Source organism: Nocardia sp. NPDC050793, from assembly GCF_040654065.1.
Taxonomy (GTDB): Bacteria; Actinomycetota; Actinomycetes; order Mycobacteriales; family Mycobacteriaceae; genus Nocardia.
This window is the reverse complement of record NZ_JBFAHG010000003.1, coordinates 23823-35806: the sequence shown is the minus strand read 5'-3', so window position 1 is coordinate 35806 and position 11984 is coordinate 23823. Positions and strand designations below refer to the sequence as shown.

The following is an 11984-nucleotide window of genomic DNA, read 5'->3' as shown; positions in this document are numbered from 1 at the left end:
GATGAAACCCGAGTTGTCAGCCGATTCCGCTACCCCGGGACCAGGAGCGGCGGGCGGCGCGTTGTGTGACCGACAGCGGCAACAATATAGCGGTCGTGGTTCATCGAGCCGAGGCTATCAAGATCGAATCCAGCGGGCCGGGCCCCGAAAAATGGGGGCACGGTCTGCTCGACTCTCTTTGCGGCCGCGACTATTTCATGTTTGCATCTCGCGGGGAGAGCGATCAGGATGGCTGCGTGTCGCACACTCCGCTATCGCTGCGTGAACTCCCTTTGCTACGTACCCGCCACCTCGGGCAAATCGGTGGACTGATGCGACCCGGCACCCAGCGTTCCCCCTTGCTGGAACTCGGGGAACGGTTCGTCGTCTCGCCGCCGGGATTCCCGGACATGCTGGTCACCCACGATATGGACGACGTGCGAGAGCTTTTCGCCAACCACGACGACTTCTCGGTCGGGCAGGTGCTGAGCCGGTTCTCCAGCCACGACGCGATGTTCGGCAAGCAGACGTTGATCTTCCTCGACGGCGACGAGCACCGCCGCGAACGCAGGCTGTTCGCTCCGCCGTTCCAGAGCAAGGCGCTTCGATCCTACGAAGAGCTCATGGTGGAGGTGGTCGAGCGCGAGCTGCCCACCTGGCCGGTCGGTGAGCCGTTCGAGTTCCTGAAGGCGGGCTACGACCTGGCCATCGGCGTGCTGCTCGCGGTCGTCTTCGGTGACGTGGCGCCTGCCCGCCGGGATCGGCTGAAACAGGCCGTGAGCCAATGGTTCGGCGAGATCGAGAGTCGCGGTTTCCTCGCCGTCACCTTGCTCACGCCGCTGATCGGCGGCTACACGCTGCCCTACCCGCCGCTGCGTCGCCGCCAAGCCGAGGTCGACGCCGTGATCATCGAGGAGATCGCCGCGCGCCGCGCCGAACCCGGCGACCGGAGCGACCGGAAAGACGTGCTGTCCCGGTACGTCGGCACCGAACTCGATCAGCACGACGACGCCGCGCTGGCCCGCAATATGCGCGGCGTCCTGCTGGGCGCCTACGAGACCACCGCCATCACGCTCGGCTGGATCGCCGCCATGCTCGCGGGCCATCCGCAGGCCATGGCCGAGCTGGACGCGGCGGCCGACGCGGGCGACGGGAAACGGCTCGACGCGTACCTCGACGCCGTGGTCGCCGAGACGATGCGGTTGCGCCCGGTCTCCCCGTTCACCGGGCGGCGGGCCCTCCGCGACACCGTGCTCAACGGCATCCGCATTCCCAAGGGCGCCATCGTCATCGTGCCGATCCTGCTCATTCACGAATCACCCCGGCATTACGCCGATCCGATGGTCTTCCGCCCCGAACGTTTCCTCGACGAGCGACCGAACGGCCAGACCTGGCTGACTTTCGGCGCAGGCGCGCATCGTTGCCTGGGCGCGCAGTTCGCACTCGTGGAGGCCCGCATCCTGTTCCGCACTGTGCTCGAGCAGCGTCGCATCCAGGCTGCGCCGGGCCCCATCGAACCGCCACGCCGCTACCACACCGGTCTCAGCCCGGCCGAGAACGCCCGCATCACCCTGCTGCCGCGCTGAGCCCGCGCGCCGCCTACACTCGCCTAGAACCTGTTCTACAAGGTGGTGGTGCTGTGCAGGAAGACCTGATCTTCGCGCTCTGGGGTGTCGGCGACCTGCGGGACGCGGGTTCGACGCGGCGGCTGGTCGCGGCGGGCGTCGAATCCGTGCGGCTGAACATCTCCGACGCCGACGTGGCCGACGCGATGCTCCGGTTGACGACCTTCGACGCGCCGATCGACGCGGTGCTCACCCTCTCGTCGCCGACCGGCTGCGACCGCGCCGCCGTGCTCGCGGCGCTCGGTGACGTCGCCGAGCGCTACGAGGGGTGGCGGGTCGAAGTCAGGACGCCCCTTCCGCCGCCTCCGGTCGCGATCGGCGAGCGCACTCCCGGGCTGGCCAACGTCGCGTTTCTGCGCAGACCGCCGGAACAGCCGTACGACGAATGGCTCGATCATTGGCGCAACCGCCACACCGAGGTCGCCATCGCCACCCAGGCCACCTTCGGGTACGTACAGAATCGCGTGCTCGAGGCCGTCACCGACACCGCACCGGACCTTGCCGCGGTGGTCGAGGAACTGTTCCCGCTGGCGGCGCTGCGCGACCCGCACGCCTTCTACGGCAGCGGCGGCGACCCCGCCGAGCTGAGCAGGCGGATCGAGCGCATGATGACCAGCGTGGCCGCGTTCGGCGCCGATCGCGATATCGACGTCGTGCCCACCAGCCGGTACGTATTGCACTGAGCTACGTATTGCACTGGGCCGCAGGGCATCCGGGAGGATCCCCGTGACGGGCCGCGACCCTATCGCGACGCCGAACTCGTCGCGGCCCGGCACACGACTCCCCCGCCGCTCATCGGGGTAGCTCGACCGCGACGGCGGTGTAGGGCGTGGTCGGCTCGGTCGGGGTGTCGAAGCGAGCGTTCGGCAGGTACAACCGCCCCGCGTACGCGGCGACGGTGCTCGGCACGTCGAAGCGCGGGTCGGTGATTCGCCGCACGAGCGTGCCCGTCGTGCCCGCAGCGTCGAGGGAGATCACGGCGATCGCGTTGCGCCGGTTCTGCACGACATACAGTGTGCTGCCGTCCAGGAGCAGCCCGTCGCCGTCGGGCAGTTCCTCGCCGCCGAGGTCGATGACGCGCGTCGCGCCCGTCGCGGGATCGACGCGGAACAGGCGGCCGGTCACCGATTGCACGACGATCAGGCCGGCGCCGTCCGGCGTGCGCGCGATGCCGTTGGCATTGAACGCATTCGGCACGTAGGCGAGGTCACCGGTGAGCGGGATTCTGGCCACCTCCTCGGGCGCGGGCAATCTACCGTCCGGCCCGATCGGCAAGTGGTACAGCACGGGTGCGCGCGAGTCGGTGAACCACGCGCCCGACGGAGTGAACACGACATCGTTGACGAAAGTGTCCGGCGGAGTTGCCAGTTGGTAGGTCGCCAGCACCGCGCCCGTCCAAATATCCAGGACGCGGACATCGCCGCCGGTGCCGCCCGCGACGAACAATCGTCCGCGGTCATCGATCCGCAGGCCGAGCGCCTGCGTACCTGGGCCACGGCTCAGCAGGTCACCGTGCCCGGTCACCAGGTCGACGCGGTAGATGGAACCGTCTGCCATGGAGCCGAAGTAGGCCACCGGCAGCGTATCGATGGCGACACCTTCCGGACGGAATCCGTCGGGCAGCACGATGGTGGCCGGGAACACCGGGCTGTCCGCCGTTGCCGGGATAGCGGGTGCCAGCACCACCCCGCCGAGACAGGCCAGCGCGGCCAAAGTACCGAGTGCACGCTTCATCTCATCGCCCTCTCTTCCGTGGCTCCGAAAACGGCTGTCTTCATCGAGATGTCCTTTCCAGGGGGTGCGGCAGGATCGGGTGAGCGGGTGGGTGTGGGCAGCTGACCGGCGACGATCGCGGCGAGCGCGAGCGCGAACCCCGCGAGCTGGATCGGGCGGAGCGTCTGATCGAGCAGGACGGCGCCGAGCACCGCCGCGACCAGGGGCGAGAGCAGGACGAGCACCGCGACCGAGGTGACGGGCAAGGCGGCGACGCCGCGGAACCACAGCGCATAGGCGAGCAGACCGCCGACCAGACTCAGCCAAAGGTAGCCGAGGGCGGCGGTCGCGTCGATGGCGGGAGGCGGCCCCTCGACGAAAAACGTGACGGGCACCAGGAATAGGCCGCCCGCGGTGAGTTGCCAGCCGGCGAAGGCGGTGGGACCGACTTGGGCGGGGCGGCCCCAGCGCTTGGTGAGGGTCAGCCCGAGCGCCAGCGAAGCCGCGCTGCCGAGGCCGGCCACGACCCCTGTGCTGTCGAGGGCCGCGTTCGGCCCGAGTACCACCAAGCCGACGCCGACCACGCCGATCGCTCCCCAAGCGAAGCGCCGAGCGGACGGACGCTCGCGTAGAACGGCCACCGCCAGCACCGCGACGACGAGCGGCTGAGCCGCCGCCAAGGTGGCGGCGACGCCGCCGGGCAGGCGTTCGGCCGAAACGAACAGCAGTGCGGTGAGCAGGCCGATGTTCAATACACCGAGCACCGCGGCTTTCCCCCACCACGCGCCACGCGGCAGCGTCCGGGTGAGCGCCAGCGCGATCAGGCCAGCGGGCAACGCGCGCAGGAGTCCGGCGAACAGTGGATGTCCGTGCGGGAGAAGCTCGGTGATGACGACATAGGTCGTGCCCCACGCCGCGGGAGCGAGCGCGGTCGATGCGGTGCGAGACAGCGCGCCACCGCCTTCGGGGTCGGGAAGCCACTGCGCTGCTGGACTTTTCATACTCACGATCTCATCGGAGATCCATTGATGAATCCAACACATGTTTGTCACTCCATCGATCGTGATTCACGATTGATCCATGGAGCTTCAACAGCTGCGCTACGTCGTCGCCGTCGCCGAGACGAACAGCTTCACCCGCGCCGCCGAACGGTGTCTGGTCGTCCAGTCCGCCCTCAGCCACCAAATCGCACGCCTGGAAAGGGAACTCGGCGCGCGCCTGTTCGAGCGCACCAGCCGCCGGGTGCGGCTGACTCCCGCCGGAGCGGCGTTCCTCCCGGCCGCCCGCCAGTGCCTGGACGCCGCCGAGCGCGCGGCCGCCGAGGTCGCCGCGGCCGTCGGCGAGGTGCGCGGGCGGCTCGCGGTCGGCCTGATCCCCACCGTCGCCGCGGTCGACGTACCCGGCGCGCTGCGCGAATTCCGCAGGCGGCACCCACATGTGCGCATCTGCCTGCGGGTCGGTGCGAGCGAGGATCTTGTCGAGCAGGTCGCGCAGGGAGCCATCGACGTGGCATTCCTCGGGCTTCCGACCACCTCGCGCCCGCGCGGTGTCGCCACCCGTGAACTCGCCCGTGACCGGCTCGTCGCCGTGGTCGCGCCGGACCATCCGCTCGCGGGCGAATCCACGGTCGACCTGCGCAGGCTATCGTCCGAGGTATTCGTCGACCTGCCTGCCGGGACCGCGGGACGCGCCCAATCCGACCAAGCTTTCGCGGCCGCGGGCCTGGACCGTGACGTCGCCTTCGAAGTGACCACCGCGGACTACATCACCCGGCTCGTCGGGGAGGACCTGTGTGTGGCCATGCTTCCCGCCGCCTACGCGCCGCAGCTCACCGGCGTGGTCACCCTCGCGATCGACGACGCGCCCGCCCGCGTCGAGTACGTCGTCTGGAACCGCTTCAGTCGCACGCCCGCCGCGACCGCGTTCCTCGCCATCATCGATATCCCGAATCCGCACCCGCCCGCCGACGATCCGACGGGCGACGCGGCTCACTGAGGCGCGATCACTTCCGAGATCATTTCGCGCGACCCGCGCGATCGGGGCGGTCGTCGAGTGCGGGAACGGAGATCACGCGGTCCAGCGCGCGCAGGTCGGCGTCGAGCTTACGGAAGAGCCAATACACGGCGACGAAGGCGAGGCCGCCGCCCGCGCACAATCCCAGCACCGAATCGCGCACGAGCGCAAGCTCGTCCGATTCGAGGGCGCTGAATCCCGCCAGCACTCCGATCACCGGCACCGACGCGGTGATCGCGAGATAGACCGTGGTTCTTCGACGCAGCCAATGCAGATCGGCCGAGTCGTGCTCCGTCGTGCGGCCGTGGCGCAGATGGATGGGATAGACGCAACGAACGATATAGAAGGTGGAGAGGAAGAACGTGTAGGCGACCGATATGGTGCCCGCCACCAGCACGGTCATCGCCGCGTGGATCTGTATCCGCAGCGAAAGGTCGGTGAACCAGCGCAGCAACATCACGCCTGTCACGGTTGCGATAACCGCGGCGAGCAGGGTGTTCAGCGCACACAGGTCGCCCCACAGCAACGTTCGCGACCGCACCCGCGCGAGCGTCGCCTCGTCGTAGCGCCTGCCATCGCGCAAGCCGCGTGAAACCGCGAGCAAATCACGCGATATGTACACGTAGATGAGGATGGCCAACGGCAAGACGCCGAGGATGCAAGCGATCACGCCCTTGTCCATCTGTGCGTTGACGGCGTCGGGCACTCGCTCTCTGATCAGCTTTTGGGCGTGTGTGGCCAGGTAGGCCGTAGCCAGGCCGATTCCGAACAGCGAAGACAACCAGAGGATCGGGGTCGGCCACCGCGAAAGGCGCGCCCGCCAACTGTTCGGCGGCGGATAGACGAGGTCGCGGGCCCTGGCCTCGAGGCACAGGTCGAGCTGCTGGGCCAATTCCGAGCCGCATGAATAGCGGTCAGCACGGTCGGGCGACAGGCACTTCAGCAGCACTTGGCGCAGGGCCGCGGGGCAGTCCGGCGGTAGATCGGACAGGAACGTCGAGTCGATGGGTCGGCGCCGCAGCTCGAGCATGCGTGCCAGCGACGTCTCCGACTCGCCCGCGGATGTTTCGTCCGCGAAGGGACGCCGCCCGGTCAGCAGTTCCCACAGCATGACGGCCAGCGCGAAGATGTCGCTTCGCGTGTCGAGGTCAGCGGCGGTCGTGGCCAGCTCAGGATGACAGGCCTCGAGCTGTTCGGGCGACATGTACGCCAGCGATCCGCCGAAGTACGCGAGCGGACTCGCACCCTTGACGCGTTTGCTGAAGCTGACGTTGAAATCGGCCAGCTTCGGGATGCCCTCGGCGCTGAGCAATACGTTCGCGGGTTTGATGTCGCGATGCAACACCCCGCGTTCCGACGCGTGCTGCAAGGCTTCCGCGAGTCGGCGGCCCAGCCAGGCGACGGTCTCCGGCCAGGTCAGCGCAGCGGTCCGTTCGCGAACGGCCGATTCCGCCGGCCGCACCTCTCCCTTTTCGGCAAGCACGTCGTCGACCGCGTCGAGCAGCAGTTGCCCGCCGAGGCGCTCCTCCGGTGTCGAGCGCCGCAAACGCAGCACGTCGAGCAGCGTTCCGCCGGGGAGGTACTGCATGTAGAGCAGCTTCAGCTCGCCGTCGCCGATGAGGCGCTGGTCGAAGATGCGCACGATGTACTCGTGGTCGAGCTGGGCGAGGGTCTGCGGCTCGATGCCGTGGTTGTGCGAGATCTTGACCGCGACCAGTCGCTGCATGGATTGCTGCCTGGCGAGATACACCTGGGCGAAGGCGCCCGCTCCGATCCGCATCAGCAGGTCGAAATCGTCGACCCGGTCGCCGACGTCGATGGCGTCGAGCAGCACCTGGGCTCCTGGACGGGCGATCATCGTGCTGCGGTAGTCGCCGTCGATCTGCGCGAGCTCCGAGTCCGCCGCGGCGGTGGCAGCGGCCGCCGTCTCGGCCACCTGCCCGCCGCGGCGCCGGGCGTGGAATTCCTCGTAGACGAGCTCGGCCGGGAGCGGCCCCTCGCGCAGCTCGGCGAACTCCGCGCGGTATTCGGCCAGTCGTTTGGGAAAGTGGTGACGCAGCCAGCGATATTCCAGGTCGATCTTGATCAGTTCGATCAGTACCGTCCGCCGCGCGGCCGGTTCACGCGGTAGATAGGCCGACAGGTCGGGCGGGGACCCGGAGGCCCAAGCCTCGGAGAACCGCGCCGCGGCGGTGGCGAGCGCGGTGCGGGTCCGTTCGGCTGAATCGACCAGGTCGATCGGCTCGTACATCGGTAGCTCGAGGTCAGCGCGGGGCGATCACGCGGCGGGCTACGTGCGGTGCGGCCTTTCCTTCCAGTTGCCCCACATTTGCTCCTTTCCGCAGACCTCAAGGGTATCGCTCCCCTATCGACGGAAGGACGGCAATCAGGGCCCTACCGACACCGCCGCCATCTCGGCCAAGACCTCATCGATCGGAGTCGGTGTGAGAGGCAATGTCGTCGCGGTCGATGACGCATCGAGGATGTTGGGCCGGTCGTACAGGTACAGCATCTCCGGGAACTCCGCCATGACCGAGTCCGACCGACCGATTTCCTCGAGCTCGGCCCTCGTCATGTGATTCAGGCGCGGCTCCGGCGCGCGGGCCGCCGCGGCGAGGTGCGCCGCCAGTTCGCGCACCGACTCGTCGGAGCTGGACGGCACGTGCCAGGCGCGGCCCCAGGACTGCTCGTGCCGCGCCGCGGCGACGAGTGTGCGCGCCGCATCGCCGGTGTAGGTCCAACTGTGCGGGGCGTCGAGATCGCCGGGGTAAGAAGCGGGCGATCCAGCCAGCACATGCGCACCGACCATGAGCGTAAAGGGCGAAATCGCGTGTGCGCCAAGGAAGTCGTTGGCCCTGACCTCGGTCACCCGCACCCGGCCCGCCTCGTATGCGGCTCGCGCTTCGTGCCACATTCGGGCCCGCACACGGCCTTTCACACTCGTTGGCGCCAGGGGAAGCTCCGCGGTCACGGGGCCGTCCACCGGGCCGTAGCCGTAGGTGTTGCCGAGCATGACATAGTCGGCGCCGGTGCGCTCGACTGCCGCCAGCAGGGCGGCGGCCAGCGGAGGAAAGTCGGTCGGCCAGCGATCGTAGGGCGGCGCGGCGCAGTTGAACAGGGTGGCCGCGCCGCGCGTCAGTTCGGTGAGCCGCGCGATATCGGTGGCATCGGCGGCAATTCGCTCGATCCGCGCGTGCACCGGCCCGCTGCCGCCGCGGGTGACGAGCCGAACCCGCTCGCCTGCTTCGGCGAGCAAACGGGCGGTGGCCGAGCCGGTGGCTCCGCCTCCGATGACGACGTACAAGGACATGTCTGCTCTCCTGGTTCGGTGTGAACGGCAGTCGGCGCAACGACCGCGCCGCCGTGCCAATCAGCCTCCGTCACAGGAGATCCGTACGATAGTGGCCCACATGCCAAAGATCCGGAGGTTCGGGCCATGCACCGAGTGGCTGTCGTCGCCGTCCCACCGGCCACGACGTTCGATCTGTCCATTCCCGAGTTGGTGCTCGGCGAAATGCTGGTCGACGGCGCCCCCGGCTATCGGGTACGCATTTGCACCGCGTACCCCGGCCCGGTCGCCACCAACGGCAGCCTGGAGATCACCGTTCCGCACGGTCTGGAGGCCGTCGACGACGCCGATACGGTCATCGTGACCGGCACCGGCGCCCGCGACGACGTCGATCCGCGCATCCTCGCGGTGCTGCGCCACTCCGCGGCCGCGGGCAAGCGGATAGCCTCGATCTGCACCGGAGCTTTCGTCCTCGCCCAGGCCGGATTGCTCGACGGGCGCCGCGCCACCACCTATTGGGCCAAGTCCGACGAATTCTCCCGCCGTTTCCCCGCGGTGGAACTTCGCCCCGACGTGCTATACGTCGAAGACGGCAACATCCTGACCTCCGCCGGACTGTCCGCGGGCATCGATCTGTGCCTGCATCTGGTGCGCACCGACTACGGCGCCGCGACAGCCAACGCGGTCGCCCGCCTCGTCGTGGCGGCGCCCGTCCGACCGGGCGGACAAGCGCAGTTCATTCGGACGCCCCTTCCGCCCGAGACCGGTACGTCGCTGGCGGCGACCCGCAGCTGGGCGCTCGGCCGCCTGCACGAGCCACTCACCCGCGCCGCCCTCGCGAATCATGCCCGCACCAGCATTCGCACCTTGACCCGCAAGTTCCACGCGGAAACCGGCCTCAGCCCGCTCCAATGGCTCCTCCATCAGCGCGTCATCCGCGCCCAGGAGCTGCTGGAAACGACCGACCTGCCGATGGACCAGGTCGCCCGCCTCAGCGGCCTCGCCACGACAGACTCACTGCGCCAACATCTTTCGCGACGGACCGGACTGACCCCCAGCGCGTATCGCGCCGCGTTCACCCAGCAACCGGACCGAACGTCCTATCGTGCGGGTGCGGCCTCTGGTTCCACGTGAGGAGCCATGCGGTGCTCGAGTTCGGCGCCTTCGATGTCGAGATCGGGGACGTAGCGGGCGAACCAGCGCGGGTGATACCACATGCGGTTGCCGACCAGGGCCATGACGGCGGGCACCAGGGTCAGGCGGACGACGAAGGCGTCGAGCAGGACGCCGACGGCGAGGGTGAACGCCAGCGGTTTGACGATGGGGTTGTCGACGGTGGCGAAGGCGACGAACACCGCGAACATGATCAGCGCGGCGGCGGTGACGACGCGGGCGGAGTGCGCGACGCCGTTCTGCACCGAGGTGACCGCGTCGGCGGTGCGGGTGTGTTCCTCCTTGATCCGGGAGACGACGAAGATCTGGTAGTCGCTGGACAGGCCGAAGATGATGGCGAGGGTGATGATCGGGAGGAAGCTCAGCGTCTGCGCCTTGGTGACGTCGAAAAGTTCGGCGCCCCAGCCCCATTGGAACACCGCGACCTGCGCGCCAAGGGCGGCGAAGACCGAGAGGATGAAGCCTGCGATCGAAAACAGCGGCACCAGGATCGTGCGGAACGCGATGGTCAGCAACACCAGCGCCAGGCCGACGACGACCGCGAGGAAGATCGGCAGCGCCTCGGCGAGCCGGTTCGAGGTGTCGATGTTGGCGGCCGTCGTGCCGCCGACCAGATACGTTGCCCCGGTGCCGCTTTCGATCGCGGCGCGGTCGTCACGCAGCCGGTTGACCAGATCGGCGGTGGCCGGGTCGTCGGGGCCGGTTTCGGGGACGACCTGGATCAGCATCAGACCGTCCCCGGTGCCCGCGGGCTGCACCACGGCCACGCCGGGTTCCTGTCGCAGCCTGCCCATGAGCGTTTGCGCCGCGTCCGGGCCGGTGGCTCTCGACAGGTCGGTCGCCAGCAGCAGCGGCCCGTTGAAGCCGGGGCCGAACGACTCGTCGACCAGGTCGTAGGCCTTGTGCGCGGTGCTCGTGTCCGGTTGTATCGCGCCGCTGGGCAATCCGAGTTCCATGCGGGTGACGGGGATGGCCAGGACGACGAGCAGCGCGACGCCGAGGATCAACAGCGGGATGCGGAATCTCGTGACGAAGCGCCCCCACGAGTGCCCGAACGTGCGCTCGGGCTCGTAGGCGGCGATGCGCGCGATTTCCTCCGGCCATCCCGGATGCAGCGGCGGCGAGATGAACTTGGCGACGGTGTCACCGGCGAACATGAGCAGCGCGGGTAGCAGCGTCAGGGCCACGAGCATGGCCACCAGCACCGCGCCCGCCGCGGTCAGACCCATGACGGTGAGGAACGGGATGTTCGCCACCGTCAGTCCGCACAGCGCGATGATCACGGTGACCGCCGCGAACACCACCGAACTGCCCGCGGTCCCGACGGCGAGTGGAATCGATTCCGCCGCCGCCATTCCCAGCACGATGTGGTGCCGGTGCCGCGACAGGACGAACAGCGCGTAATCGATGCCGCAGGACAAACCGAGCATCAAGGCCAGTGACGTCGCCGCCGAGGGCACGTCGACGAAAGCGGCGACCCCGAGAATCCCGGTGAGCCCGATACCGACGCCGACCAGCGCGGTGACGATGGGCAGACCGGCCGCGACCGCGGCGCCGAAGGTGACCAGTAGGATGATCAATGCCGCGATGACGCCGAGAAGCTCTGGCGTATGCGGGATTTCGGCGGTGAAGCCCGGATAGACCGCGCCGGAGAACTCCACATCGAGCCCCGCTTCCCGCGCCGGATCCGCGACGCGGTCGACTCCTTCGAGCGTGTCCTCGCCGACCTCCCCCGCCGACACCGAGAACTGCACACTGCCCAGCGCGGCGCGCTGATCCGGCGACACCGCCTTGGCCTGGAACGGGTCGACGACCGCCGCGACCTGCGGGAGTCCGCTCAACCCCGCCATCACCTGCTCGATCTCAGCGGCGACCTGCTGGTCGGTCACCTTGGCCAGGCCGGGCGTGGCGAAGGCCACCTGCATCTGCGCGCCGCTGAACGCCGGCATCCGCTGCTTCAGCAACGACACAGCATCCTGCGATTCGGTGCCGGGAACGGTGAAGTTGTCGTTCGTTTTGCCGCCGGTTCCGGCTGCGAAGCCGACCGCGCCGATCAGCAGCACGATCCAGATCGCCAGCACCCACCAGCGACGACGAGCTACGACGCGCCCGAGCGCGAACAGATACCGAGACATGCGGATCCTCTCACCGGGCCACCATGCGACGAGCGACAAGCGCACCGCTGGCACGAT

Annotated in this window: 9 protein-coding genes; 4 read left to right on the top strand and 5 right to left on the bottom strand. The window is 68.7% G+C overall.

Annotation, left to right across the window (positions count from 1 at the left end; all coding sequences use genetic code 11):
* Positions 1-311 precede the first annotated feature (311 nt).
* Both AB0H50_RS10710 and AB0H50_RS10705 read left to right on the top strand, forming a co-directional pair.
* The gene (locus AB0H50_RS10710; protein ID WP_357449536.1) at positions 312-1565 is read left to right on the top strand and encodes a cytochrome P450; all 1254 of its coding nucleotides are present in this window, start codon (positions 312-314) and stop codon (positions 1563-1565) included.
* A gap of 53 nt (positions 1566-1618) precedes the next feature.
* Positions 1619-2287 (top strand): hypothetical protein, encoded by a 669-nt coding sequence (locus AB0H50_RS10705; protein ID WP_357449533.1) that lies wholly within the window; start codon positions 1619-1621, stop codon positions 2285-2287.
* Between the two features lie 109 nt (positions 2288-2396).
* Here AB0H50_RS10705 and AB0H50_RS10700 read toward each other — a convergent pair whose 3' ends face one another.
* Together AB0H50_RS10700 and AB0H50_RS10695 are read right to left on the bottom strand one after the other, a co-directional pair.
* Positions 2397-3338 carry an SMP-30/gluconolactonase/LRE family protein gene (locus AB0H50_RS10700; protein WP_357449530.1) on the bottom strand — a complete coding sequence of 314 codons (942 nt, stop codon included), beginning with the start codon at positions 3336-3338 and terminating at the stop codon, positions 2397-2399.
* The gene (locus AB0H50_RS10695; protein ID WP_357451508.1) at positions 3335-4318 is read right to left on the bottom strand and encodes an EamA family transporter; all 984 of its coding nucleotides are present in this window, start codon (positions 4316-4318) and stop codon (positions 3335-3337) included. Before AB0H50_RS10695 ends, AB0H50_RS10700 begins: the two co-directional genes overlap by 4 nt.
* A 79-nt stretch (positions 4319-4397) precedes the next feature.
* On the opposite strand from AB0H50_RS10695, the gene AB0H50_RS10690 reads away from it, so the two are divergent.
* On the top strand, positions 4398-5312 hold the full coding sequence (locus AB0H50_RS10690; RefSeq protein WP_357449527.1) for a LysR family transcriptional regulator: 915 nt from the start codon (positions 4398-4400) through the stop codon (positions 5310-5312).
* A gap of 19 nt (positions 5313-5331) precedes the next feature.
* Here AB0H50_RS10690 and AB0H50_RS10685 read toward each other — a convergent pair whose 3' ends face one another.
* Positions 5332-7581, bottom strand: coding sequence for a serine/threonine-protein kinase (locus tag AB0H50_RS10685; protein WP_357449524.1), 2250 nt, complete (start codon positions 7579-7581; stop codon positions 5332-5334).
* A 135-nt stretch (positions 7582-7716) separates the two neighbouring features.
* Entirely contained in the window at positions 7717-8640 is a 924-nt protein-coding gene (locus AB0H50_RS10680) for an NAD-dependent epimerase/dehydratase family protein (RefSeq protein ID WP_357449521.1), read from the bottom strand.
* 126 nt (positions 8641-8766) lie between these two features.
* Here AB0H50_RS10680 and AB0H50_RS10675 point away from each other — a divergent pair, with 126 nt between their 5' ends.
* Positions 8767-9753 carry a DJ-1/PfpI family protein gene (locus AB0H50_RS10675; RefSeq protein ID WP_357449518.1) on the top strand — a complete coding sequence of 329 codons (987 nt, stop codon included), beginning with the start codon at positions 8767-8769 and terminating at the stop codon, positions 9751-9753.
* Here AB0H50_RS10675 and AB0H50_RS10670 read toward each other — a convergent pair.
* Positions 9720-11927, bottom strand: a complete 2208-nt coding sequence (locus AB0H50_RS10670) for an MMPL family transporter (RefSeq protein WP_357449515.1) — start codon at positions 11925-11927, stop codon at positions 9720-9722. The genes AB0H50_RS10675 and AB0H50_RS10670 overlap by 34 nt on opposite strands.
* Between the last annotated feature and the right edge of the window lie 57 nt (positions 11928-11984).